A 22,712-nucleotide genomic window follows, 5' to 3' on the forward strand; every position below is an offset into this window, starting at 1 on the left:
ACGCTGCTGGGCGATCTTGAGCGGGGGACGGCGGGAGGCCGCATGGCCGGGGTGCGCAGGGCGTTGCTCATCGCGACGAGCACCTACGCCGACGCCGGGTTCGGCAGGTTGCAGGCCCCGGACGCCGATGCCACCGGCCTGCAGCGGGTGCTGGCCGATCCGGCGATCGGCGGGTACCAGGTCGAGATCCTGCGCGACCCGGCGCACCAGGACGCGATGCTGGCCGTCGAGGACCTCTACGCCGACGCGGGCCCCGACGACCTGGTGCTGCTCTACGTGTCCGGCCACGGCGTCAAGGACGACGACGGCCGCCTCTACCTGGCGATGACCAACTCCCGGCTGGACCGGCTGAGCTCCACCGCGATGCCTGCGACCTTCGTGCACGACCGGATGGCCGACAGCCGGTCGCGCGCCGTGGTGGTGTGGCTGGACTGCTGCTTCTCGGGCGCCTTCCCGCGCGGCTACCTGGTCCGGGCCGCGGGCCGCCACGCCAACGTCAAGGAGCAGCTGCTGCGCGGCGGCGGCGCGGCCAACGCGTTCGCCGACGACGAGTCGCGCGGCTACGCGGTGATGACCTCGTCCACCGCGCTGCAGTACTCCTTCGAACCCGACGGCGGCGCGATCGGCGAAGCCGCGCCCTCGCTGTTCACCCGGCAGCTGATCGACGGCCTGCGCACCGGCGAGGCCGACCGCGACCGGGACGGCGCGGTCGACGTCGGCGAGCTCTACCAGTACGTCCTGGAACGGCTCCGCGACCGGCGCGGCCGCCAGCAGCCCACGCTCTACAGCCGGATCGCGGGCAAGCTCTACGTCGCGAACAACCCGAACCCGGCCGTCGAGCCCGCAGCGGTCCCGGCCGCGGAACCCGAGCCGGTCGCCCGGCGGCGGTGGCGGCCCCGGTGGCTCCGGTGGCCGGTCTGGACCGTGCTCCTCGTGACCCTCGTCATCGGCATCGCCGCGATCGCCGTGCCGTACCTGTGGTACCGGTTCGCCGCGCTGGAGATCGATCCGCAGCCACCGGTCGTGCTGCGGCACACCACCGACGTCGGCGATGTCTCGATCAGCCCGGACGGCGAGCTCGTCGCCACCGCGAGCGGGCAGACCGGCGGCCCGGAGCAGCGCGGCCAGGTCCAGCTGTGGGACGCGGCCTCCGGTCGCCGGGTGGCGGAGTTCACGGACCCGGACCGGGTGCAGGCCGTGCAGTTCAGCCCGGACGGGACGCTGCTGGCGACCGGCACCTGGGAGGACGTCGTGCGGCTCTACGACGTGGCCGGACGGCGGGAGGTCGGCGTGCTGCGCGGCCATGCGGCGCACATCACGGGTGTGGCGTTCAGCCCGGACGGCAGGCTGCTGGCCAGCACCGGGGCCGACGAGCAGATCCGCGTCTGGGACGTCCGGGCGCAGCGCCAGGCCGCAGCGATCACCTCGAACCAGCAGTGCAGCTCCCCGGCGTTCAGCGCGGACGCCGGGCTGCTGGTCGCCACCTGCGAGACCGGGGTGTGGGTGTGGGACCTGGCCGACCGCGTGCCGGCCGCGGTCATCGGAGTCGCGGGGAACAAGGTGGTCGGCTTCGACCGCGCGGGCGCGCTGGTCTTCACCGACGAACGCGGCGAGGTCCTGACCTGGGACCACGAGGGGCGGGCCCGCTTCCCCCGGCTGCCGCCGCGCACCGCGTGGCGCGCCGGTGACGTGGCGCTCGACCCGGCCGACGACCGGGTCCTGGCCGCCACGACCAGCACGCTGGAGGTGAAGATCTGGGACGCCCGGCAGCAGCGGGTGGTGAGCACCCTCACCGGGCACACCGGCGCCATCGGGGTCATCGAGTTCAGCGCCGACGGCCGCCTGCTGGCCACCGCGAGCAGCGACCGCACGGTGCGCGTCTGGCCGCTGGTGGCGCCGTGAGCTGTGATCCATCTCGCCAGCCGGGAAGGGCTTGGCGGGGTGGGTAGAGTGGTTCGCACTACGCGGACGCGGGCTCTCACCCGAGGTGGTGCCGGGTGATCGAGCAGGTCAAGGGGGACCCCGTTTTGACCCTCTGAGAACGGGGCAGGTATCTTTGTTTATCGGACCCGACACCCATCGGGTCGATCCGCATGCCCGTGCATGACGTGGTCCCCGCCTCCGGGCGACCGCGCCAGCGCCGAGGATGTGTGGAACTCCTCTCGACAACCCTCCGGGGTCGTTCCCATCGGGGCGCATCAGCGCCGCAAAGGCCGAGGAGCGGGCGACACGCCCGACCTCGTGGGCGGGGGGAGTCCCGAAACACAGTGCCTGACAGGTGCTCGACGCCAGGGCACGCCGAAGCTCGAACGAGCGGCCGCTTGGTCGAGTACCAGAAGACGCGAACGCTGACAGAAAGCCGGTCCATGCCCACCATCCAGCAGCTGGTCCGTAAGGGCCGCCAGGACAAGGTCGCGAAGACCAAGACCGCGGCGCTCAAGGGGAGCCCGCAGCGGCGTGGCGTGTGCACCCGCGTGTACACCACCACCCCCAAGAAGCCCAACTCGGCCCTGCGCAAGGTCGCCCGTGTCAAGCTGAGCAGCGGCATCGAGGTCACGGCCTACATCCCCGGTGAGGGTCACAACCTGCAGGAGCACTCGATCGTGCTCGTTCGTGGCGGCCGTGTGAAGGACCTGCCCGGTGTGCGCTACAAGATCCTCCGCGGTTCCGCTGACACCCAGGGTGTGAAGAACCGCAAGCAGTCTCGCAGCAAGTACGGTGCGAAGAAGGAGAAGAGCTGATGCCCCGCAAGGGTCCGGCCCCGAAGCGGCCGCTGCACGCCGACCCCGTCTACGGGTCGCCGCTGGTCACGCAGCTGGTCAACAAGGTCCTGGTCGACGGCAAGCGTTCGCTGGCCGAGCGGATCGTCTACGCGGCGCTGGAAGGCTGCCGGGAGAAGACCGGCACCGACCCGGTCGTCACGCTCAAGCGTGCCCTGGACAACGTGAAGCCGACCCTGGAGGTCCGCAGCCGCCGCGTCGGTGGCGCGACCTACCAGGTGCCGATCGAGGTGCGTGCCGGTCGTTCCACGACCCTCGCGCTGCGCTGGCTGGTCAGCTACTCGCGGGCGCGCCGCGAGAAGACCATGGTCGAGCGCCTGATGAACGAGCTGCTGGACGCGAGCAACGGTCTCGGCGCGAGCGTCAAGAAGCGCGAAGACACGCACAAGATGGCGGAGTCCAACAAGGCCTTCGCGCACTACCGCTGGTGACGTCGGGTCGGCTCTTGCCCACCTTGGCCCACCGATTCAACAGCTTGCACCTGCTGTAGGGAACGGGGAAGAAACTCGTGGCACGCGACGTGCTGACTGACCTGACCAAGGTCCGCAACATCGGCATCATGGCCCACATCGATGCGGGCAAGACCACCACGACCGAGCGGATCCTGTACTACACCGGGATCACGTACAAGATCGGCGAGGTGCACGACGGCGCCGCGACGATGGACTGGATGGAGGAGGAGCAGAAGCGGGGTATCACCATCACCTCGGCTGCTACCACCACCTTCTGGGGCGACACTCAGATCAACATCATCGACACCCCCGGGCACGTCGACTTCACCGTCGAGGTGGAGCGCTCGCTGCGCGTGCTGGACGGTGCGGTCGCGGTGTTCGACGGCAAGGAAGGTGTCGAGCCGCAGTCCGAGCAGGTCTGGCGCCAGGCGGACAAGTACGAGGTTCCGCGCATCTGCTTCGTCAACAAGATGGACAAGCTGGGTGCGGACTTCTACTTCACGGTCAAGACGATCGAGGACCGCCTCCACGCCAAGCCGCTGGTGCTGCAGCTGCCGATCGGCGCCGAGTCCGACTTCCAGGGCGTCGTCGACCTGGTCCGCATGAAGGCGCTGACCTGGCGCGGCGAGGTCCAGAAGGGCACGGACTACGCGGTCGAGGACATCCCGGCCGATCTCGCCGACAAGGCCGCCGAGTACCGCGAGAAGCTGGTCGAGGCCGTCGCGGAGTCCGACGAGTCCCTGATGGAGGCCTACTTCGGCGGCGAGGAGCTGACCGAGGAGCAGATCAAGGCCGGCATCCGGAAGCTCACCAACACCCGCGAGGCCTTCCCGGTCCTGTGCGGTACCGCGTTCAAGAACAAGGGCGTGCAGCCCATGCTCGACGCGGTGGTGGACTACCTGCCGTCGCCGCTGGACGTCCCGCCGGTGCAGGGCACCCTGCAGGACGGCGAGACCCCGGCGGAGCGCAAGCCGAGCACCGACGAGCCGTTCGCCGCGCTGGTCTCGAAGATCGCGGTTCACCCGTTCTTCGGCAAGCTGACCTACGTCCGCGTCTACTCCGGCAAGGCCGCCTCCGGTGCCCAGGTCATCAACTCGACCAAGGGCAAGAAGGAGCGCATCGGGAAGATGTTCCAGATGCACTCCAACAAGGAGAACCCGGTCGAGGAGATCCAGGCGGGTCACATCTACGCGGTGATCGGTCTCAAGGACACGACCACCGGTGACACCCTGTGCGACCCGGCGAACCCGATCGTGCTGGAGTCGATGACCTTCCCGGCGCCGGTCATCGAGGTGGCCATCGAGCCCAAGACGAAGGCCGACCAGGAGAAGCTCTCCACGGCGATCCAGAAGCTCGCCGAGGAAGACCCCACGTTCCAGGTCAAGCTGGACGAGGAAACCGGTCAGACCATCATCAAGGGCATGGGTGAGCTGCACCTCGAGGTGCTGGTCAACCGGATGAAGACCGACTTCAAGGTCGAGGCGAACATCGGTAAGCCGCAGGTGGCCTACCGCGAGACGATTCGCAAGTCGATCGAGAAGCACGAGTACACGCACAAGAAGCAGACCGGTGGTTCCGGTCAGTTCGCGCGCGTGATCATCGCCGTCGACCCGATCGAGCAGACCTCCGACGCCCCGACCTACGAGTTCGCGAACAAGGTCACGGGTGGTCGGGTCCCGCGGGAGTACATCCCGTCGGTCGACCAGGGTGCGCAGGACGCGATGCAGTACGGCGTGCTGGCCGGCTACCCGCTGGTCGGCGTGAAGGTGACCTTGCTCGACGGCCAGTACCACGAGGTCGACTCCTCGGAAATGGCCTTCAAGGTCGCGGGTTCGATGGCGCTCAAGGAAGCCGCCGCCAAGGCGTCTCCCGCGCTGCTCGAACCGATGATGGCGGTCGAGGTGACCACGCCCGAGGACTACATGGGCGATGTCATCGGCGACCTGAACTCCCGCCGTGGCCAGATCCAGGCCATGGAGGAGCGCAGCGGTACCCGCGTCGTCAAGGCCCTCGTGCCGCTGTCGGAGATGTTCGGGTATGTCGGCGACCTGCGGTCCAAGACCCAGGGTCGTGCCAACTACTCGATGGTGTTCGACTCCTACGCCGAGGTTCCTTCGAACGTGGCTAAGGAGATCATCGCCAAGGCAACGGGCGAGTGACCCGCTGCCCGGCCCCCGGGTGACCGGGACCGGGCGACGGCGACGCCTCGCGAAGGCGACCGGGGAGCAATCCCCTCCAGTTCGGCGGCGTGCGGACCGCCATCCGCTAGGACAGCGGTCCGCACGTCACCTACCCGACAGGACTCCGCCTGGCACACCAAGTCGTACGGCGGAAAGTTAACAAGTCCAGGAGGACAATCCAGTGGCGAAGGCGAAGTTCGAGAGGGACAAGCCGCACGTCAACATCGGGACCATCGGTCACGTTGACCACGGCAAGACCACGCTCACCGCAGCCATCACCAAGGTTCTGCACGACAAGTACCCGGACCTGAACCCCTTCACGCCGTTCGACGAGATCGACAAGGCGCCGGAGGAGCGCGAGCGCGGTATCACCATCCAGATCGCGCACGTCGAGTACCAGACGGAGAAGCGTCACTACGCTCACGTCGACGCTCCGGGTCACGCCGACTACGTGAAGAACATGATCACCGGTGCCGCGCAGATGGACGGCGCGATCCTGGTGGTGGCCGCGACCGACGGCCCGATGCCGCAGACCCGCGAGCACGTGCTGCTGGCCCGCCAGGTCGGCGTGCCCTACATCCTGGTCGCGCTGAACAAGTCCGACATGGTCGACGACGAGGAGATCCTCGAGCTCGTCGAGATGGAGGTCCGCGAGCTGCTGTCCGCCCAGGAGTTCCCGGGCGACGACGTGCCGGTGATCCGCGTTTCCGCGCTGAAGGCGCTGGAGGGCGACGCCGAGTGGGGCGCCAAGATCGTCGAGCTGATGGACGCGGTCGACGAGAACGTGCCGGACCCGGTGCGCGAGGTCGAGAAGCCGTTCCTGATGCCGATCGAGGACGTCTTCTCCATCACCGGCCGCGGCACCGTGGTGACCGGCCGCATCGAGCGCGGCGTCATCAACGTCAACGAGGAGGTGGAGCTCGTCGGCATCAAGGAGAAGCCGCTGAAGACCACCGTCACCGGCGTTGAGATGTTCCGCAAGCTGCTCGACCAGGGCCAGGCGGGCGACAACGTGGGTCTGCTGATCCGCGGCATCAAGCGCGAAGAGGTCGAGCGCGGCATGGTCGTCGTGAAGCCCGGCACCACCACCCCGCACACCGAGTTCGACGCGCAGGTCTACATCCTGTCCAAGGACGAGGGCGGGCGTCACACGCCGTTCTTCAACAACTACCGTCCGCAGTTCTACTTCCGGACCACCGACGTGACCGGTGTGGTGACCCTCCCCGAGGGCACCGAGATGGTCATGCCGGGCGACGACACCGCGATGTCGGTGCAGCTGATCCAGCCCATCGCGATGGACGAGGGTCTGCGCTTCGCCATCCGCGAGGGTGGCCGCACCGTCGGTGCCGGTCGCGTCACCAAGATCCACAAGTGACGTGGCGAGGGCCCGCTTCCGCTCCGGCGGAGGCGGGCCCTCTGCGTTGCGGGTGACCTCGGTCGCCCAAACGCACCCCCGATTTTGGCTGGCACAGCGGGTGTGTCATCCTGTATGGGTTGCTCGTTCAGGGCGGCTGGAAATTCGAAGCACTTCGAGGGTCCAGCCGCCTTGCTGCGAGGGCCTCGGGCCCTTGTTCCGGTTCAGGACTGCTCTCTGGCGGTGCTGATGCCACCGGTTCCCGGTAGGCGGACCGAACGGGGCGCTAGAAGGTGTACGGGCCGCAAGGCCCACCCCATCGGCGACGTTCGAGGGGACCGGTGTGCGGTAGCCGGGCGACACGCCCGACCGCGTGTACCGGGCACCAGATACCTGAACAGGGGCGGACTGAGAGCTGTGGCGGCTCCCGGGATCGGGGACCACACCAGGCTGAGGCCGCGTGGGGCACCGGGTGCGGTGCACCCGCACCCAAGACCAAACCGCGGCACGAGACTAGAGGAACGGCAAGCCACTATGGCGGGACAGAAGATCCGCATCCGGCTCAAGGCCTACGACCACGAGGCGATCGACGCGTCTGCGCGCAAGATCGTCGAGACCGTGACGCGCACCGGCGCTCGGGTCGTTGGGCCGGTGCCGCTGCCCACGGAGAAGAACGTCTACTGCGTCATCCGCTCCCCGCACAAGTACAAGGACTCGCGGGAGCACTTCGAGATGCGGACGCACAAGCGGCTCATCGACATCCTCGAACCGACGCCGAAGACGGTTGACGCGCTGATGCGCATCGACCTGCCGGCCAGCGTCGACGTGAACATCCAGTAAGCGGCGACGAGGTAGCTGGAGAGAACGAGACCTATGTCTGACAGGCAGATCAAGGGGATTCTGGGCACCAAGCTCGGCATGACCCAGGTCTTCGACGACAAGAACCGGGTCGTCCCGGTGACCGTCGTGCAGGCCGGGCCGAACGTGGTCACCCAGATCCGGACCCCCGAGAAGGACGGCTACTCGGCCGTGCAGCTGGCGTTCGGCGCCATCGACCCGCGCAAGGTGAACAAGCCGCGAGGCGGCCACTTCACCAAGGCCGGTGTCACCCCGCGCCGCCACATCGTCGAGCTGCGCACCGCGGACGCCGGTGAGTACGAGCTGGGCCAGGAGATCAGCGCCGACCTCTTCGAGTCGGGCGCCGTGGTCGACGTCGTCGGCACCAGCAAGGGCAAGGGCTTCGCGGGCACCATCAAGCGCCACGGTTTCCGCAGCCAGGGCGCGAGCCACGGTACCCAGGCGGTGCACCGCAAGCCCGGTTCCATCGGTGGCTGCGCCACCCCCGGTCGCGTGTTCAAGGGCATGCGGATGGCCGGTCGCATGGGCCGGGACCGCGTCACCACCCAGAACCTGACCGTCCACAAGGTGGAGGCCGAGACCGGCCTGCTGCTGATCAAGGGCGCAGTCCCCGGCCCCAAGGGCGGACTGGTCCTGGTTAAGAGTCCTGCGAAGGGTGGTGCGTGATGAGCCTGACGCTCGACGTCCGTACCCCGGACGGTAAGACCGACGGCACCGTCGAACTGCCCGCCGAGATCTTCGACGTGCAGGCCAACGTGGCGCTGATGCACCAGGTCGTGGTGGCCCAGCTGGCCGCCGCGCGCCAGGGCACCCACGCCACCAAGACGCGCGGTCAGGTGTCCGGCGGCGGCAAGAAGCCGTACCGCCAGAAGGGCACCGGCAACGCCCGCCAGGGCTCGATCCGCGCCCCGCAGTTCACCGGTGGTGGCGTCGTCCACGGCCCGCAGCCGCGTGACTACTCCCAGCGGACCCCGAAGAAGATGAAGGTCGCCGCCCTGCGCGGTGCCCTCTCCGACCGGGTCCGCGCCGGCCAGCTGCACGTGGTGACCGGCGTGGTCGGCGGCGAGCAGCCGTCCACCAAGTCGGCCAAGACCGCGCTGCGGACCTGGACCGAGGCCAAGAAGGTTCTGGTCGTGCTCAACCGCAACGAGGAGGAGAACTCCTGGTTGAGCCTGCGGAACCTGCAGAACGTGCACCTGATCGACCCCGGCCAGCTGAACACCTACGACGTGCTGAACAGCGATGACGTCGTGTTCACCAAGGCCGCGTTCGAGCGCTTCGTCGCTGGCCCGGTCAAGGGCCGGTCGGTCAAGGCCGCCGCGTCTTCCGCAGAGGAGGCACAGCAGTGAGCGCCGACCCGCGAGACATCATCCTTGCGCCGGTGATCTCGGAGAAGAGCTACGCGCTGCTCGAGCAGGGCCAGTACACCTTCCTGGTGGACCCCCGCTCGAACAAGACCGCCATCAAGATCGCGGTCGAGCAGATCTTCGACGTCAAGGTCACCAGCGTCAACACGATCAACCGCGAAGGCAAGCGCAAGCGGAGCCGGACCGGCTTCGGCAAGCGCAAGAACACCAAGCGGGCGATCGTCACGCTCTCGCCGGAGAGCAAGCCGATCGAGATCTTCGGCGGACCGGCCGCCTGAGGGCTGATTAGGACGAGGTTGCGTTAACCATGGGCATTCGCAAGTACAAGCCGACGACGCCGGGACGTCGTGGCTCGAGCGTGTCCGACTTCGCCGAGATCACCCGGTCGGAGCCGGAGAAGTCGTTGGTGCGGCCGCTGAACCGCAAGGCGGGCCGCAACGCTCAGGGCAAGATCACCACGCGGCACAAGGGCGGCGGCCACAAGCGGGCCTACCGCCTGATCGACTTCCGCCGCAACGACAAGGACGGTGTGCCGGCCAAGGTCGCGCACATCGAGTACGACCCGAACCGCAGTGCGCGCATCGCGCTCCTGCACTACGCGGACGGCGAGAAGCGCTACATCATCGCGCCGAACCACATCAAGCAGGGCGACCGGATCGAGAGCGGCCCGAAGGCCGACATCAAGCCGGGCAACAACCTGCCGATGCGCAACATCCCGACCGGCACCGTGATCCACGCGATCGAGCTCCGCCCCGGACAGGGTGCGAAGATCGCTCGCTCGGCCGGTACCCGGGTGCAGCTGGTGGCCAAGGACGGTCCGTACGCCCAGCTGCGGATGCCTTCGGGCGAGATCCGCAACGTGGACGCGCGGTGCCGGGCCACCGTCGGCGAGGTCGGCAACTCGGAGCACGCCAACATCAACTGGGGCAAGGCCGGCCGCATGCGGTGGAAGGGCAAGCGCCCGACCGTCCGCGGTGTGGTCATGAACCCGGTGGACCACCCGCACGGTGGTGGTGAGGGCAAGACCTCCGGTGGTCGCCACCCGGTCAACCCGAAGGGCAAGCCGGAGGGGCGTACCCGCCTCCGCAAGCCCAGTGACAAGCTCATCGTCCGCCGCCGCCGTACCGGCAAGAAGCGCTGAGCAGGGAGGTAAGCAAACATGCCACGCAGCCTGAAGAAGGGCCCGTTCGTGGACGACCACCTGCTCAAGAAGGTGGACGCGCTGAACGAGTCGGGCAAGAAGACCGTGATCAAGACCTGGTCCCGCCGGTCCACGATCATTCCGGACATGCTGGGGCACACCTTCGCGGTGCACGATGGCCGCAAGCACGTCCCGGTGTTCGTCACCGAGGCGATGGTCGGGCACAAGCTGGGCGAGTTCGCCCCGACCCGAACCTTCAAGGGCCACGTCAAGGAAGACCGGAAGTCGCGCCGCCGCTGAGGCGGGTCTGTGACACGAACGAGTAAGAGCAAGGGGTAGCAGGATGACAGCCCGTACCGACTCCACTGCTGCGGAGTTCCCGCACGCAGTGGCGCGGGCCCGGTTCGTCCGCGTGTCGCCGATGAAGGCGCGCCGCGTGGTCGAGCTCATCAAGGGCCGGAGTGCCGCCGATGCCCTGGCCGTGCTCCAGTTCGCGCCGCAGACCGCCAGCGGTCCGGTGTCGAAGGTGCTCGCCAGCGCGATCGCCAACGCGGAGAACAACCTCTCCCTCGACCCGGAGACGCTGGTCGTGCGCCACGCGTACGTGGACGAGGGGCCGACGCTGAAGCGGTTCCAGCCGCGTGCGCAGGGTCGCGCGTACCGGATCCGCAAGCGGACCAGCCACATCACGGTCGAGGTCGAGTCCCGGCCGAAGGCGGCGGCGAAGTCCCGAAAGAGCCAGAAGGGGAGTGCCCGGTAGTGGGTCAGAAGATCAACCCGCACGGCTTCCGACTCGGCATCACCACGGACTGGAAGTCCCGCTGGTACGCCGACAAGCAGTACTCGGAGTACGTGGCGGAGGACGTCAAGATCCGCCGGCAGCTGTCTCGCGGCATGGAGCGCGCTGGGATCTCCAAGGTCGAGATCGAGCGCACCCGCGAGCGGGTCCGCGTGGACATCCACACCGCTCGGCCGGGCATCGTCATCGGCCGCCGCGGTGCTGAGGCGGACCGCATCCGCGGTGCGCTGGAGAAGCTGACCGGCAAGCAGGTCCAGCTGAACATCCTCGAGGTCAAGAACCCCGAGGCGGACGCCCAGCTGGTCGCGCAGGGCGTGGCCGAGCAGCTGTCCAACCGCGTGTCCTTCCGGCGCGCGATGCGCAAGGCCATCCAGTCGGCCATGCGCTCGCCGCAGGTCAAGGGCATCCGGGTGCAGTGCGGCGGTCGCCTGGGCGGCGCGGAGATGTCCCGCTCGGAGTTCTACCGCGAGGGCCGGGTTCCGCTGCACACGCTGCGCGCGGACATCGACTACGGCTTCTTCGAGGCCCGCACCACCTTCGGGCGCATCGGCGTCAAGGTGTGGATCTACAAGGGCGAGCTGGTCGGTGGCCTGAAGCAGAAGCAGGAGCAGTCCGAGGTTCGTCCGCCGCGCGGCGGCGGCGACCGCGGTGACCGCGGTGGCCGTTCCGACCGCGGCGGTCGTCGCCGGGGTGCCGGTGCGGACCGCGGCGCGGCTGACAAGTCCGCCAAGGCCGACAAGGCCGCGGAGGGCGAGCAGCAGCAGGCTCCGGCGGCTGAAGAGAAGACGGAGGGCTGAGAAGTGCTCGTCCCACGCAGGGTGAAGTGGCGCAAGAGCCACGCACCGAAGCGCAAGGGCTTCGCCAAGGGTGGCACCAAGATCAGCTTCGGTGAGTACGGCATTCAGGCGATCGAGCACGGGTACGTGACCAACCGCCAGATCGAGTCGGCCCGTATCGCGATCACCCGGCACGTCAAGCGTGGCGGCAAGGTGTGGATCAACATCTTCCCGGACCGCCCGCTGACCAAGAAGCCCGCCGAAACCCGTCAGGGTTCCGGTAAGGGTTCGCCGGAGTCCTGGGTCGCCAACGTCAAGCCCGGACGCATCATGTTCGAGCTGACCTTCCCGAACGAGAAGACGGCGGTCGAGGCGCTGACCCGTGCGGCGCACAAGCTCCCGATGAAGTGCAAGATCGTGTCCCGCGAGGGTGGTGACTTCTGATGGCAGCGGGTGTCACCGCTTCCGAGCTCCGCGAACTCAACGACGAGGAGCTCGTCCAGCGGCTGAAGGAGGCGAAGGAGGAGCTGTTCAACCTTCGCTTCCAGATGGCCACCGGTCAGCTGAGCAACAACCGGCGGCTGCGCACGGTCCGGCAGGACATCGCCCGGATCTACACGATCATGCGCGAGCGCGAATTGGGCCTGACGGTTTCCCCCGAAGGCGCTGAGGAGGGCGCGGCATGAGCGAGAAAGAAGGACAGGGCGTGGAGCGCAACCGCCGCAAGGTGCGCGAGGGCTACGTCGTCTCGGACAAGATGGACAAGACGATCGTGGTCTCCCTCGAAGACCGCAAGAAGCACGCGCTCTACGGCAAGGTCATGCGGCAGACCAGCAAGGTCAAGGCGCACGACGAGGCCAACTCGGCCGGTGTCGGCGACCGCGTGCTGCTGATGGAGACCCGGCCGCTGTCGGCCAGCAAGCGCTGGCGACTGGTCGAGATCCTGGAGAAGGCCAAGTAAAGACGAAGGTTCGCGGCCCGGTCGGCCGCCTGGGGCAACCCAGTGGCCGGCCGGGCTTCGTGCCGGAAGTTGACCGCGCGCGTCAGGTCGGCAATTTGGCGCGCCAGAGTGTGCTCGGGCAACCGAGCCCGGGTACTTAGGGTCAGGAGAAAGACGTGATCCAGCAGGAGTCGCGACTGCGCGTCGCCGACAACACCGGGGCCAAGGAGATCCTCACGATCCGTGTCCTCGGTGGGTCGGGTCGCCGCTACGCGGGCCTCGGGGACATCATCGTGGCGACCGTCAAGGAAGCCATCCCCGGTGCCAACGTGAAGAAGGGCGATGTGGTCAAGGCCGTCATCGTCCGGCAGAAGAAGGAACGCCGTCGTCCGGACGGTTCGTACATCCGGTTCGACGAGAACGCTGCGGTGCTGGTGAAGCCGGGCGGCGAGCCCCGCGGTACCCGCATCTTCGGGCCGGTGGCCCGCGAACTGCGCGACAAGAAGTTCATGAAGATCATCTCGCTCGCGCCGGAGGTCTTGTGATGAAGGTCAAGAAGGGCGACACGGTCGTCGTCATCTCCGGCAAGGACAAGGGCGCCAAGGGCAAGGTCATCAAGGCCATGCCGCAGGAGCAGCGAGTTCTGGTCGAGGGTGTCAACCGGATCAAGAAGCACACCAAGGTCTCGCGGACCGAGCGTGGCGCGCAGTCCGGCGGCATCGTCACCCAGGAAGCGCCGATCCACGTGAGCAACGTGATGGTCGTGGACTCCGACGGCAAGCCCACCCGAGTCGGCTACCGCATCGGTGAGGACGGCAAGAAGGTTCGCATCTCTCGTCGTAACGGTAAGGACATCTGATCATGACTACCGCTGAGAAGATCGTCCCGCGGCTCAAGACCCGTTACCGCGAGGAGATCCGCCAGGCGCTGAACGAGGAGTTCAACTACTCCAACGTGATGCAGACGCCGGGCGTGGTCAAGGTCGTGGTCAACATGGGTGTTGGCGACGCCGCTCGGGACAGCAAGCTGATCGAGGGCGCGGTCCGCGACCTGACGATCATCACCGGTCAGAAGCCGGAGATCCGGCGGGCCCGCAAGTCCATCGCGCAGTTCAAGCTGCGCGAGGGCATGCCGATCGGCGCGCGGGCGACCCTGCGCGGCGACCGCATGTGGGAGTTCCTGGACCGCCTGGTCACCATCGCGCTGCCGCGTATCCGCGACTTCCGCGGGCTGTCGCCGAAGCAGTTCGACGGCCGGGGCAACTACACGTTCGGCCTGAACGAGCAGTCGATGTTCCACGAGATCGACCCGGACAGCATCGACCGTCCGCGCGGCATGGACATCACCGTCGTTACCACGGCCACCAACAATGAGGAGGGCCGGGCGCTGCTGAAGCACCTGGGCTTCCCGTTCAAGGAGAACTGAGCGATGGCCAAGAAGGCGCTGGTTATCAAGGCTTCGAAGAAGCCGAAGTTCGGCGTTCGCGGCTACACCCGCTGCCAGCGCTGCGGGCGTCCGCGCGCGGTGTTCCGCAAGTTCGGCCTGTGCCGCGTGTGCTTCCGCGAGATGGCGCACGCCGGCGAGCTGCCCGGTGTGAGCAAGTCTTCCTGGTGAGTGCCCGCCTGCTGGGGTGATGCCGGCTACCGGTACCCTCAGCAGGCGTTACCAGGGCTGATGCCCACGCTCCGCGGCGTGAGCCGTGCTTGCACGCGAAATGACAAGGGGCCGACCACCGCGGTCGGAGACCCAGAACTTCGTCCAGGCCAGGATCCAGACACTCCGCCCCCGGGCGGTGTCCGGTCGGGGTCCATCGGAACCAGACGAGAAAGGTTGAGCAGGTCATGACGATGACCGATCCGATCGCAGACATGCTGACGCGTCTGCGCAACGGAAACTCGGCATACCACGACGAGGTCGTGATGCCGCACTCCAAGCTGAAGGCGAACATCGCCGAGATCCTCAAGCGCGAGGGCTACGTGTCCGGTTCCCGCGTCGAAGAGGGCGAGAACTGCAAGCAGCTCGTTGTCGAGCTCAAGTACGGCCCGAACCGCGAGCGGAGCATCGCGGGCCTGCGCCGGGTCTCCAAGCCCGGTCTGCGGGTCTACGCCAAGTCCACCAACCTGCCCAAGGTGCTGGGTGGCCTGGGCGTCGCCATCATCTCGACCTCCGGCGGTCTGCTGACCGACCGGCAGGCCATGAAGAAGGGCGTGGGCGGGGAAGTCCTCGCCTACGTCTGGTAAGGGAGGAGGAGCGGCAATGTCGCGCATCGGAAAGCTGCCGATCACCGTCCCCTCCGGCGTCGAGGTGACCATCGACGGCCAGTCGGTGACGGTGAAGGGCCCCAAGGGCACGCTTGAGCACCAGGTCGCGGAACCCATCATCGTCGAGCGGGACGAGGATGGCGCGGTTCTGGTCAAGCGCCCGAACGACGAGCGGGAGAGCCGGTCGCTGCACGGGCTCACCCGGACCCTGGTGAACAACATGGTCATCGGGGTCAGCCAGGGCTACGAAAAGGGCCTGGAGATCCACGGCGTCGGTTACCGCGTGCTGCTGAAGGGATCGAACCTCGAGTTCTCCCTCGGCTACAGCCACCCCATCGTGATCGAACCGCCGCAGGGCATCCAGTTCGCGGTCGACGGCCCGACCAAGATTTCGGTCAAGGGCATCGACAAGCAGCTGGTCGGCGAGATCGCGGCCAGGATTCGCAAGCTGCGCAAGCCGGACCCGTACAAGGGCAAGGGTGTCCGCTACGCAGGTGAGAACATCCGCCGCAAGGTCGGGAAGACGGGTAAGTGACCATGAGCGAGACGACAGCTACCAAGCGCAAGCCGGTGGGCAAGGACATCTCGACCAAGCGTCGGCTTGCCCGCGCCAAGCGGCACACGCGCATCCGCAAGAAGATCCTCGGCACCGCCGAGCGCCCGCGGCTGGTCGTGACCCGGTCGCTGCGCCACATCGTCGCCCAGGTCATCGACGACACCAAGGGTCACACCCTGGCGTCGGCGACCAGCCTGGAGACCGACGTCCGCGCGCTCGAGGGCGACAAGAAGGCCAAGGCCACCAAGGTCGGCGAACTGGTCGCAGCCCGCGCCAAGGAAGCCGGCGTGGAGAAGGTCGTCTTCGACCGCGGCGGCAACGACTACCACGGTCGGGTCGCTGCGCTGGCGGACGCCGCGCGTGACGGCGGACTGGAGTTCTGACAAGTGGGTAAGAACGAGAACGGAAGGGACGCCTGATGCCTGGACGCACTCGGCGTGAGGGCGGGGAGTCCGGCGGCAAGGACCGCCGGGACCGCCGCGACGGCGGCCGTGGCGGGGCGGCCCAAGAGAAGACCCCGCAGTTCGAACGCGTCGTGACCATCAACCGCGTCGCGAAGGTCGTCAAGGGTGGTCGGCGCTTCAGCTTCACCGCGCTGGTCGTCGTCGGCGACGGCGACGGCATGGTCGGTGTCGGCTACGGCAAGGCCAAGGAAGTTCCGGCGGCCATCGCCAAGGGCGTCGAGGAGGCGAAGAAGAACTTCTTCCGCGTCCCGCGCCTGGGCGGCACCATCACGCACCCGGTGCAGGGCGAGGAGGCGGCCGGCGTCGTGCTGCTGCGTCCGGCCAGCGCCGGTACCGGTGTTATCGCCGGTGGCCCGGTGCGCGCGGTGCTCGAGTGCGCCGGCATCCACGACGTGCTGAGCAAGTCGCTGGGCAGCGACAACCCGATCAACATCGTGCACGCCACGGTCGACGCGCTGAAGCAGCTGCAGCGGCCGGAGGAGGTCGCGGCTCGCCGCGGCCTGCCGCTCGAGGACGTCGCTCCGGCGTTCATCCTGCGTGCCCGTGCTGCGCAGCAGGGGGCCTGATCGACATGGCACAGCTGAAGATCACTCAGGTGCGTGGTCTGGTCGGCACCAAGCAGAACCAGCGCGACACCATGCGCTCCCTCGGGCTGCGCAAGATCCGTCAGTCCGTCGTGCGTCCGGATGACTCGAACGTGCGCGGCATGATCAATGCCGTCCGTCACCTGGTGACGGTCGAGGAGGTCGACTGACATGGTCATCAAACTGCACGACCTGCGTCCGGCCCCGGGTGCCAAGCGGGACAAGATCCGCGTCGGCCGCGGTGAGGGCTCCAAGGGCAAGACCGCCGGTCGCGGTACCAAGGGCACCAAGGCCCGCAAGAACGTCTCCCCGCGCTTCGAGGGCGGGCAGATGCCGATCCACATGCGGCTCCCGAAGCTCCGCGGCTTCAAGAACCGCTTCCGCACCGAGTACCAGGGTGTGAACGTGGCGCGGCTGGCCGAGGCGTTCCCGGAGGGCGGCACCGTCGGCATCGCCGAGCTGGTCGCCAAGGGCCTGGTCAAGAAGAACGAACTGGTGAAGATCCTCGGCGACGGGGACCTCGAGGGCATCAAGCTCGACGTGACCGCGCACGCGTTCACCGGCAGCGCCCAGGAGAAGATCACCGCCGCGGGCGGCTCGGCCACCAAGCTGGACCGCTGACGCAGCAACGACGATGAGGGCCGGTCGACGAGAAGTCGACCGGCCCTCACCGTTTTTCCCGAACAGGTGATGTGCGAAAGGTGTTTCTTCCCGGCGCTCTCGGCGGGGAAGTGCCTTTCCCGCGCTTCCGGACCGCATCGGAAGCCGTTGGGGCGCAGGGTTTTCCCCCGTTCGCGGCGTGTCCGGTGATGATGTTCGCCGTGGGCGGACGCAGTGATCACGCGTGAGGCTTCGGTCGCCGAACGTGGCAGGGCTCAGGCCTGCTAGAGTCGCCCCGGCAGTGCCGTGATGAACGGGTGCTGCGGAAATTGCCGCATCTTTCCCCGGCCGGTTTCGACCGGCTCGCGTACAGGAGGTTCGCGTGCTCGGCGCCTTCCGCTCGGCTCTGGCGACGCCGGACCTGCGCCGCAAGATCCTGTTCACCCTCGGCATGGTGGTGCTCTACCGACTCGGCGCCACGATCCCGTCGCCGGGGGTGTCGTACCCGAACATCCAGCAGTGCATCGAGCAGATCGAGGGCAGCGGCTCGCAGAGCGTCTACTCCCTGCTCAACCTCTTCAGCGGTGGTGCGCTGCTGCAACTCTCGGTGCTGTCGCTGGGCATCATGCCCTACATCACCGCGAGCATCATCGTCCAGCTGCTGCAGGTGGTCATCCCGCGCTTCGAGCAGCTGAAGAAGGAAGGCCAGTCCGGCCAGGCGAAGCTGACCCAGTACACCCGGTACCTGACGATCGCGCTGGCGGTCCTGCAGGGCACCGGCGTGGTGGCGCTCGCCGTGCGCGGCCAGCTGTTCCAGGGCTGCTCGGTCTCGCCGATCCCGGACGACTCGGTGCTGAACCTGATCACCATCGTGGTCGTGATGACCGCCGGTGCCGCCGTCCTGATGTGGATGGGCGAGCTGATCACCGAGCGCGGCATCGGCAACGGCATGTCGCTGCTGATCTTCGTCTCCATCGCGGCCCGCATCCCGGCCGAGGGCGGCGCGATCCTGCAGTCGCACGGCGGCCTGGTGTTCGCGGTGGTCTGCTGCTTCGCGGTCGTGATCATCGGCACCGTGGTCTTCATCGAGCAGGCCCAGCGCCGGATCCCGGTGCAGTACGCCAAGCGCATGATCGGCCGCCGGATGTACGGCGGCACCTCCACCTACCTGCCGCTGAAGGTGAACCAGGCGGGTGTCATCCCGGTCATCTTCGGTTCCTCCCTGCTGTACCTGCCGCAGCTGATCGGTCAGCTGGCCGGCAACCAGGACAGCTGGTGGGCGCGCTTCATCCAGACCTACATCGTCGATCCGTCCAGCTGGGTGCACATCCTGCTGTACATGGCGCTGATCGTGTTCTTCGCGTACTTCTACGTGTCGATCACGTTCAACCCCGAAGAGCGCGCGGACGACATGAAGAAGTTCGGCGGCTTCATCCCGGGCATCCGCCCGGGCCGGCCGACCGCCGAGTACCTGAACTTCGTGCTCTCCCGGATCACCCTGCCCGGTGCGCTGTACCTGGGCATCATCGCGATCCTGCCGAACTTCTTCCTCGGCATCACCGGTAGCGGCCAGAACCAGAACTTCCCGTTCGGCGGCACCGCGGTGCTGATCATGGTCAACGTCGGTCTGGACACCGTGAAGCAAATCGAGAGCCAGCTCACGCAGCGCAAGTACGAGGGATTCCTCCGGTAAGCTGAGCGGTCCGGGCACGACTTTGTCGTGCCCGGATACCGCAGTTTCCGGCATGGCCCGGTGCCGTGCCGGCCCGTGCGCGGAGTTGAGCAGCGGTCGCTCGCAGGCAGGTGGGCGCCGCGCAGCGCTCGTCAGGAGTTGGCGTGCGATCGGATTGATTCGGAGGCAGACCCTTGGTGCGATTGGTTCTCGTGGGCCCGCCCGGTGCGGGCAAGGGCACCCAGGCCGCGGTGCTGAGCGAGCAGCTCGGCGTTCCGCACATCTCCACCGGAGATCTGTTCCGCGCCAACATCGGCAACGAGACGCCGCTCGGCCAGAAGGCCAAGAGCTACATGGACGTCGGTGAGCTGGTGCCGGACGAGGTCACCAACGAGATGGTGCGCGACCGCCTGGCCGACGAGGACGCCGCGAAGGGTTTCCTGCTCGACGGCTACCCGCGCAACACCGCGCAGGCCGAGGTGCTGCGGGACATGCTGGCCGAGGACGGCACCGAGCTGACCGCCGTGCTGCAGTTCGACGTCCCGGAGGAGGAGCTGGTCAAGCGCATGCTGGCGCGCGGCCGCTCCGACGACACCGAGGACGTCATCCGCCGCCGGCTGGCGGTCTACCGCTCGGAGACCGAGCCGCTGCTGGACTACTACCGGGACCGGATCATCAAGATCGACGCGGTGGGCTCGATCGAGGAGATCACCGCCCGCGCGCTGGAAGCGCTCCGCGACCGCAGCTGAACCGGGTCGAAGGCGATCCGAAGACTCTTTGTGAAGGTGAGTGCGTTGTTGCGTCGGGGGAAGGGCATCGAGCTCAAGTCTCGTGGCGAGATCGAGGCGATGCGCGCGGCGGGACTCGTCGTCGCCCGCACGCTGGCCGCGGTGACCGCGCAGGCCAAGGCCGGGGCGAGCACCGGTGAGCTGGACGAGCTCGCCGAGCAGACGATCCGCGATGCGGGCGCGGTGCCCTCCTTCAAGGGATACCACGGCTTCCCGGCGTCGATCTGCGCCTCGCTGAACGAGAAGGTCGTGCACGGGATCCCGTCGCGCGACGAGGTCCTGGCCGAGGGCGACCTGCTCTCGGTGGACTGCGGCGCGATCCTGGACGGCTGGCACGGCGACTCCGCGGTGACGCTGGCGATCGGCGAGGTCGGGGAGGACGACCGCGCGCTGTCGGCGGCCACCGAGGCGTCGATGTGGGCCGGGATCGAGCAGGTCCGGGCGGGCAACAAGCTCACCGACATCTCGCACGCGGTGGAGACCGCGGCGCGCGCCGCGGCGAAGGCCGACGGGCGGGAGTACGGGATCATCGCCGAGTACGGCGGTCACGGCATCGGCACCCAGATGCACATGGAGCCGTTCCTGCCGAACCTCGGCAAGCCGGGCCGCGGCCCGAAGCTGCGCGTCGGGATGGCGATCGCGGTGGAGCCGATGCTCACCCTCGGCACGGCCGAGACCGAGGAGCTCGACGACGAGTGGACCGTGGTGACGGCCGACCGCTCCCGCGCGGCGCACTGGGAGCACACGGTGGCGATCACCGACGACGGCCCTTGGGTCCTCACGGCCCCCGAGAACTGACAGTTCCGCCTCCCCGCGATTTCAATGGAAATTCGACGTCCGATTTCCATTGAAATCGCGGGGCCGCGGGTTCACTTCGGGCGGCGGCAGGCGTAGACGCGGGCCGGCGGGACGTTGCGCCAGACCGTCGAGCGGGGCATGACCTCGTCGAACGTGTCGTGCAGGGCGTCGATGAACGCCTTGGTCGGCGGGCGCCACAGGGTCGTCAGGTAGGTGACCGTGGTGAACACGCCGTCCGCCGACATCACCGAGGCCGCTTCGTGCAGGAGCTCGCGCTGCTTCTCCGGCGGCAGGAGCGTCCACGGGATGCTGCTGATCACCGCGTCGACCTTGTCGACGCCCGCCGCGTCGAGGATCTTGCGCAGGTGGGTGGCATCGCCCTCGATCACCTCCAGCCACGGCTTGGTGCGCTCCAGGAACCGGACCATCTTCGGGTCTATCTCGACGGCCAGGTGGCGGGCGCCCTCGGACAGCCTCCGCTGGATCGGCCCGCTGAGCGCGCCGGTGCCCGGCCCGAGCTCCAGCACGGTCGGGGTGCCCGAGCTGGGCACCACGGCGGCCACCGCCTCCGCGACGTACCGCGACGTCGGCAGCACCGCGCCCACCGTGGCCGGCTGACGAGCTGCGCTGTTCAGGAACGTCCAGTACTCGCGCAGCTTCTTACGCTTGCTCACGCCTACTCCTACCATCCAGTGGAACGCCGCGACGTTAACCCTTTTGGGCTCCGCGCGGTGCAACCGCACGCGGCCAGTCGCTCGGGATGGCGGAGCGGAGTCGGTCCCTCGCGGTGCGTGTTCGGCGTCCGGGGCGTCCTTCGAGCATGCGCTGATGGGTACCCGCGAACATCCGGGTCATCCCGCACCGCGCCCGGGGACGTGCCCTGCCCGGGCGGCGTTCACCGCAGCGGGCGGCGGCAGATGTAGTGCAGGATCGGGGGCAGGTTCCGCCAGGTGGTGTGGGTGAGCACCTCGTCGAAGACGTGCTCCAGGCGGTTGCGGAAGCGGCGACCGCCGGGTGTCTGGTCGGCGGGCAGGTAGGTGAGCGCGGTGAAGGCGCCCTGCGGGGAGAGGGCCTCCGCGGCCTGGTGCAGGACGTGGTCCTGGGCCTCGCCGGGCATCAGCGACCACGGGATGCTGCTGATCACCGCGTCGACCTGGGCGATGCCGAGCTTGTCCAGCAGGGCCAGCAGGTCGCCGGCGTCGGCGTGCACGACCTCCAGCCACGGCTTGTGCTCCCGCAGGTGCTCGACCATGTCCTCGCCGAGCTCGATGCCGAGGTGCCGCGCTCCGCGCGGCAGGCGGGCGTGGATGCCGTTGCTCAGCGAGCCGGTGCCGGGGCCGAGCTCGACGACCACGGGCGTGCCGGTGGTGGGCACCACCTGGGCGACGGTCGCCGCGACGGCGGCCGAGGTCGGGGTGGCCGCGCCGACCATCCTGGGGTTGCGCACCGCGGTGCGCAGGAACGTCCGGTACTCGCCGAGCTTGTGGTTGGCGGTCTGCGCGGCCCGGTCCAGCCACGGCGCGGTGCGCGGGTCGTGTCGGTCCTGCTGGGGTGTCACGCTGCTCCTCGGGTCCGGGGCTCGACCGCGGTGTCGACGACTGATCGAACGTAGTGAGACCGGGAGCGCCCCCGCAAGCCGTCGTCGCGACGACGAGTCACGGGATGGTGACGCAGAGTGCATGCAGCCGCGTTGAGCTGCCCCGATGTGAGGGGTGAATCGGCGGCGCGTACGATGGAACATCGGCGCGCTCCTGGCGTCGGTTCGTTGTGCCCGGGTATCCGTTCCCACGTGTGCGGGACGGGGGCTTCTGCGGTGTTTGCGGACCGGGGGCGGGTGTGCGTCCGTCGCGGGTGCCGGGGCCTCCGGTATCGGCGGCAGGGACTTAGGTCCGCAAACCGTCACCGTCACGAAACGCGGAGGACATGGGCAAGAAAGACGGGGCCATTGAGGTCGAGGGCCGGGTGATCGAGCCACTCCCCAACGCGATGTTCCGCGTCGAGTTGGAGAACGGCCACAAGGTCCTCGCACACATCAGTGGCAAGATGCGCCAGCACTACATCCGCATCCTGCCCGAGGACCGGGTCGTGGTGGAGCTCTCGCCGTACGACCTCTCCCGTGGGCGCATCGTCTACCGCTACAAGTGACCTCCACGGTGTCCGGGGGATCCCGGACACGCGTTCGAGCAGGAGAGCACGACCGTGAAGGTCCAGCCGAGTGTGAAGCGAATCTGCGACAAGTGCCAGGTCATCCGCCGTCACGGGCGGGTGCTGGTGATCTGCGACAACGCCCGACACAAGCAGCGTCAGGGCTGAGCGCACCAGTCGCACAACGACAATCGAGG

33 protein-coding genes are annotated in these 22,712 nt (G+C 68.1%); 31 read left to right on the forward strand and 2 right to left on the reverse strand.

Annotated elements, in window-relative coordinates:
* Positions 1–42 precede the first annotated feature (42 nt).
* The 29 genes from OU416_RS24550 (at position 43) to map (ending at position 20,370) form a co-directional block, all read left to right on the forward strand.
* The gene (locus tag OU416_RS24550) at positions 43–1,902 is read left to right on the forward strand and encodes a caspase, EACC1-associated type (protein ID WP_270929391.1); all 1,860 of its coding nucleotides are present in this window, start codon (positions 43–45) and stop codon (positions 1,900–1,902) included.
* Between the two features lie 464 nt (positions 1,903–2,366).
* The gene (gene rpsL, locus OU416_RS24555) at positions 2,367–2,741 is read left to right on the forward strand and encodes a 30S ribosomal protein S12 (protein WP_093155402.1); all 375 of its coding nucleotides are present in this window, start codon (positions 2,367–2,369) and stop codon (positions 2,739–2,741) included.
* Positions 2,741–3,211: a 30S ribosomal protein S7 gene (gene rpsG / locus OU416_RS24560; protein ID WP_093155232.1), complete on the forward strand. Its 471-nt coding sequence runs from the start codon at positions 2,741–2,743 to the stop codon at positions 3,209–3,211. The genes rpsL and rpsG overlap by 1 nt, the downstream gene beginning before the upstream one ends.
* A gap of 77 nt (positions 3,212–3,288) precedes the next feature.
* Entirely contained in the window at positions 3,289–5,391 is a 2,103-nt protein-coding gene (gene fusA, locus OU416_RS24565; RefSeq protein WP_270929392.1) for an elongation factor G, read from the forward strand.
* A gap of 202 nt (positions 5,392–5,593) precedes the next feature.
* Positions 5,594–6,787 (forward strand): elongation factor Tu, encoded by a 1,194-nt coding sequence (gene tuf / locus OU416_RS24570; protein WP_093155229.1) that lies wholly within the window; start codon positions 5,594–5,596, stop codon positions 6,785–6,787.
* 513 nt (positions 6,788–7,300) lie between these two features.
* Positions 7,301–7,606, forward strand: coding sequence for a 30S ribosomal protein S10 (gene rpsJ / locus OU416_RS24575; RefSeq protein ID WP_009948626.1), 306 nt, complete (start codon positions 7,301–7,303; stop codon positions 7,604–7,606).
* Positions 7,607–7,639: 33 nt separating this feature from the next.
* Entirely contained in the window at positions 7,640–8,290 is a 651-nt protein-coding gene (gene rplC / locus OU416_RS24580; protein ID WP_093155228.1) for a 50S ribosomal protein L3, read from the forward strand.
* The gene (gene rplD, locus OU416_RS24585) at positions 8,290–8,973 is read left to right on the forward strand and encodes a 50S ribosomal protein L4 (RefSeq protein WP_093155226.1); all 684 of its coding nucleotides are present in this window, start codon (positions 8,290–8,292) and stop codon (positions 8,971–8,973) included. Before rplC ends, rplD begins: the two co-directional genes overlap by 1 nt.
* The gene (gene rplW, locus OU416_RS24590) at positions 8,970–9,269 is read left to right on the forward strand and encodes a 50S ribosomal protein L23 (RefSeq protein WP_093155225.1); all 300 of its coding nucleotides are present in this window, start codon (positions 8,970–8,972) and stop codon (positions 9,267–9,269) included. Before rplD ends, rplW begins: the two co-directional genes overlap by 4 nt.
* Positions 9,270–9,298: 29 nt before the next feature.
* Positions 9,299–10,132: a 50S ribosomal protein L2 gene (gene rplB / locus OU416_RS24595; RefSeq protein ID WP_270929393.1), complete on the forward strand. Its 834-nt coding sequence runs from the start codon at positions 9,299–9,301 to the stop codon at positions 10,130–10,132.
* An 18-nt stretch (positions 10,133–10,150) separates the two neighbouring features.
* Positions 10,151–10,432: a 30S ribosomal protein S19 gene (rpsS, locus tag OU416_RS24600; RefSeq protein ID WP_093155222.1), complete on the forward strand. Its 282-nt coding sequence runs from the start codon at positions 10,151–10,153 to the stop codon at positions 10,430–10,432.
* A gap of 43 nt (positions 10,433–10,475) precedes the next feature.
* Positions 10,476–10,892, forward strand: a complete 417-nt coding sequence (rplV, locus tag OU416_RS24605; protein WP_177242009.1) for a 50S ribosomal protein L22 — start codon at positions 10,476–10,478, stop codon at positions 10,890–10,892.
* Positions 10,892–11,728: a 30S ribosomal protein S3 gene (rpsC, locus tag OU416_RS24610; protein ID WP_270929394.1), complete on the forward strand. Its 837-nt coding sequence runs from the start codon at positions 10,892–10,894 to the stop codon at positions 11,726–11,728. Before rplV ends, rpsC begins: the two co-directional genes overlap by 1 nt.
* 3 nt (positions 11,729–11,731) lie before the next feature.
* Positions 11,732–12,151, forward strand: a complete 420-nt coding sequence (rplP, locus tag OU416_RS24615; RefSeq protein ID WP_093155217.1) for a 50S ribosomal protein L16 — start codon at positions 11,732–11,734, stop codon at positions 12,149–12,151.
* Entirely contained in the window at positions 12,151–12,393 is a 243-nt protein-coding gene (rpmC, locus tag OU416_RS24620; RefSeq protein ID WP_270929395.1) for a 50S ribosomal protein L29, read from the forward strand. The genes rplP and rpmC overlap by 1 nt, the downstream gene beginning before the upstream one ends.
* Positions 12,390–12,668, forward strand: a complete 279-nt coding sequence (gene rpsQ / locus OU416_RS24625) for a 30S ribosomal protein S17 (protein WP_093155214.1) — start codon at positions 12,390–12,392, stop codon at positions 12,666–12,668. Before rpmC ends, rpsQ begins: the two co-directional genes overlap by 4 nt.
* 155 nt (positions 12,669–12,823) lie before the next feature.
* Positions 12,824–13,192: a 50S ribosomal protein L14 gene (rplN, locus tag OU416_RS24630; RefSeq protein WP_093155213.1), complete on the forward strand. Its 369-nt coding sequence runs from the start codon at positions 12,824–12,826 to the stop codon at positions 13,190–13,192.
* Positions 13,192–13,506 (forward strand): 50S ribosomal protein L24, encoded by a 315-nt coding sequence (gene rplX / locus OU416_RS24635; RefSeq protein WP_093155211.1) that lies wholly within the window; start codon positions 13,192–13,194, stop codon positions 13,504–13,506. Before rplN ends, rplX begins: the two co-directional genes overlap by 1 nt.
* 2 nt (positions 13,507–13,508) lie before the next feature.
* Positions 13,509–14,072, forward strand: a complete 564-nt coding sequence (gene rplE, locus OU416_RS24640; protein WP_093155210.1) for a 50S ribosomal protein L5 — start codon at positions 13,509–13,511, stop codon at positions 14,070–14,072.
* 3 nt (positions 14,073–14,075) lie between these two features.
* A complete protein-coding gene (locus OU416_RS24645) occupies positions 14,076–14,261 on the forward strand; it encodes a type Z 30S ribosomal protein S14 (RefSeq protein WP_093155208.1) in 186 nt (61 codons plus the stop codon).
* 227 nt (positions 14,262–14,488) lie between these two features.
* Entirely contained in the window at positions 14,489–14,887 is a 399-nt protein-coding gene (gene rpsH / locus OU416_RS24650; protein WP_010315396.1) for a 30S ribosomal protein S8, read from the forward strand.
* 16 nt (positions 14,888–14,903) lie between these two features.
* A complete protein-coding gene (gene rplF / locus OU416_RS24655) occupies positions 14,904–15,443 on the forward strand; it encodes a 50S ribosomal protein L6 (RefSeq protein WP_270929396.1) in 540 nt (179 codons plus the stop codon).
* Positions 15,444–15,445: 2 nt separating this feature from the next.
* Positions 15,446–15,847: a 50S ribosomal protein L18 gene (rplR, locus tag OU416_RS24660; protein WP_270929397.1), complete on the forward strand. Its 402-nt coding sequence runs from the start codon at positions 15,446–15,448 to the stop codon at positions 15,845–15,847.
* A gap of 35 nt (positions 15,848–15,882) precedes the next feature.
* Complete coding sequence (rpsE, locus tag OU416_RS24665; protein WP_270929398.1) at positions 15,883–16,494, forward strand: 30S ribosomal protein S5; 612 nt, start codon at positions 15,883–15,885, stop codon at positions 16,492–16,494.
* Positions 16,495–16,499: 5 nt separating this feature from the next.
* Positions 16,500–16,682 carry a 50S ribosomal protein L30 gene (rpmD, locus tag OU416_RS24670; RefSeq protein WP_010315387.1) on the forward strand — a complete coding sequence of 61 codons (183 nt, stop codon included), beginning with the start codon at positions 16,500–16,502 and terminating at the stop codon, positions 16,680–16,682.
* A 1-nt stretch (position 16,683) separates the two neighbouring features.
* A complete protein-coding gene (gene rplO, locus OU416_RS24675) occupies positions 16,684–17,133 on the forward strand; it encodes a 50S ribosomal protein L15 (protein ID WP_093155202.1) in 450 nt (149 codons plus the stop codon).
* A gap of 361 nt (positions 17,134–17,494) precedes the next feature.
* Positions 17,495–18,805: a preprotein translocase subunit SecY gene (gene secY / locus OU416_RS24680; RefSeq protein ID WP_093155201.1), complete on the forward strand. Its 1,311-nt coding sequence runs from the start codon at positions 17,495–17,497 to the stop codon at positions 18,803–18,805.
* A 173-nt stretch (positions 18,806–18,978) separates the two neighbouring features.
* Positions 18,979–19,533, forward strand: a complete 555-nt coding sequence (locus OU416_RS24685) for an adenylate kinase (RefSeq protein WP_270929399.1) — start codon at positions 18,979–18,981, stop codon at positions 19,531–19,533.
* Positions 19,534–19,578: 45 nt separating this feature from the next.
* Positions 19,579–20,370, forward strand: coding sequence for a type I methionyl aminopeptidase (map, locus tag OU416_RS24690; RefSeq protein WP_270929400.1), 792 nt, complete (start codon positions 19,579–19,581; stop codon positions 20,368–20,370).
* Between the two features lie 71 nt (positions 20,371–20,441).
* On the opposite strand, the gene OU416_RS24695 is transcribed toward map, so the two are convergent.
* Entirely contained in the window at positions 20,442–21,044 is a 603-nt protein-coding gene (locus tag OU416_RS24695) for a class I SAM-dependent methyltransferase (RefSeq protein ID WP_270929401.1), read from the reverse strand.
* Between the two features lie 221 nt (positions 21,045–21,265).
* Positions 21,266–21,928: a class I SAM-dependent methyltransferase gene (locus tag OU416_RS24700; RefSeq protein WP_333779652.1), complete on the reverse strand. Its 663-nt coding sequence runs from the start codon at positions 21,926–21,928 to the stop codon at positions 21,266–21,268.
* A gap of 365 nt (positions 21,929–22,293) precedes the next feature.
* Here OU416_RS24700 and infA point away from each other — a divergent pair, with 365 nt between their 5' ends.
* Together infA and rpmJ are read left to right on the forward strand one after the other, a co-directional pair.
* Positions 22,294–22,515 (forward strand): translation initiation factor IF-1, encoded by a 222-nt coding sequence (gene infA / locus OU416_RS24705; protein WP_009948665.1) that lies wholly within the window; start codon positions 22,294–22,296, stop codon positions 22,513–22,515.
* Between the two features lie 54 nt (positions 22,516–22,569).
* On the forward strand, positions 22,570–22,683 hold the full coding sequence (gene rpmJ, locus OU416_RS24710) for a 50S ribosomal protein L36 (protein WP_010315372.1): 114 nt from the start codon (positions 22,570–22,572) through the stop codon (positions 22,681–22,683).
* Positions 22,684–22,712: the final 29 nt, after the last annotated feature.

The organism is Saccharopolyspora indica (assembly GCF_027853965.1).
Lineage (GTDB): Bacteria > Actinomycetota > Actinomycetes > Mycobacteriales > Pseudonocardiaceae > Saccharopolyspora > Saccharopolyspora indica.

Coding starts and splice junctions, on each gene's coding strand:
- rpsH (WP_010315396.1), top strand. CDS start 14,489: ATGACGATGACCGATCCGATCGCAGACATGCTGACGCGTCTGCGCAAC.
- OU416_RS24645 (WP_093155208.1), top strand. CDS start 14,076: ATGGCCAAGAAGGCGCTGGTTATCAAGGCTTCGAAGAAGCCGAAGTTC.
- rpmC (WP_270929395.1), top strand. CDS start 12,151: ATGGCAGCGGGTGTCACCGCTTCCGAGCTCCGCGAACTCAACGACGAG.
- OU416_RS24550 (WP_270929391.1), top strand. CDS start 43: ATGGCCGGGGTGCGCAGGGCGTTGCTCATCGCGACGAGCACCTACGCC.
- rplF (WP_270929396.1), top strand. CDS start 14,904: ATGTCGCGCATCGGAAAGCTGCCGATCACCGTCCCCTCCGGCGTCGAG.
- rpsL (WP_093155402.1), top strand. CDS start 2,367: ATGCCCACCATCCAGCAGCTGGTCCGTAAGGGCCGCCAGGACAAGGTC.
- rpsE (WP_270929398.1), top strand. CDS start 15,883: ATGCCTGGACGCACTCGGCGTGAGGGCGGGGAGTCCGGCGGCAAGGAC.
- rpsQ (WP_093155214.1), top strand. CDS start 12,390: ATGAGCGAGAAAGAAGGACAGGGCGTGGAGCGCAACCGCCGCAAGGTG.
- rplC (WP_093155228.1), top strand. CDS start 7,640: ATGTCTGACAGGCAGATCAAGGGGATTCTGGGCACCAAGCTCGGCATG.
- rplD (WP_093155226.1), top strand. CDS start 8,290: ATGAGCCTGACGCTCGACGTCCGTACCCCGGACGGTAAGACCGACGGC.
- rplR (WP_270929397.1), top strand. CDS start 15,446: ATGAGCGAGACGACAGCTACCAAGCGCAAGCCGGTGGGCAAGGACATC.
- infA (WP_009948665.1), top strand. CDS start 22,294: ATGGGCAAGAAAGACGGGGCCATTGAGGTCGAGGGCCGGGTGATCGAG.
- rpsG (WP_093155232.1), top strand. CDS start 2,741: ATGCCCCGCAAGGGTCCGGCCCCGAAGCGGCCGCTGCACGCCGACCCC.
- rpsJ (WP_009948626.1), top strand. CDS start 7,301: ATGGCGGGACAGAAGATCCGCATCCGGCTCAAGGCCTACGACCACGAG.
- rplX (WP_093155211.1), top strand. CDS start 13,192: ATGAAGGTCAAGAAGGGCGACACGGTCGTCGTCATCTCCGGCAAGGAC.
- rplO (WP_093155202.1), top strand. CDS start 16,684: ATGGTCATCAAACTGCACGACCTGCGTCCGGCCCCGGGTGCCAAGCGG.
- rpmD (WP_010315387.1), top strand. CDS start 16,500: ATGGCACAGCTGAAGATCACTCAGGTGCGTGGTCTGGTCGGCACCAAG.
- rplV (WP_177242009.1), top strand. CDS start 10,476: ATGACAGCCCGTACCGACTCCACTGCTGCGGAGTTCCCGCACGCAGTG.
- rplB (WP_270929393.1), top strand. CDS start 9,299: ATGGGCATTCGCAAGTACAAGCCGACGACGCCGGGACGTCGTGGCTCG.
- rpsS (WP_093155222.1), top strand. CDS start 10,151: ATGCCACGCAGCCTGAAGAAGGGCCCGTTCGTGGACGACCACCTGCTC.
- rplE (WP_093155210.1), top strand. CDS start 13,509: ATGACTACCGCTGAGAAGATCGTCCCGCGGCTCAAGACCCGTTACCGC.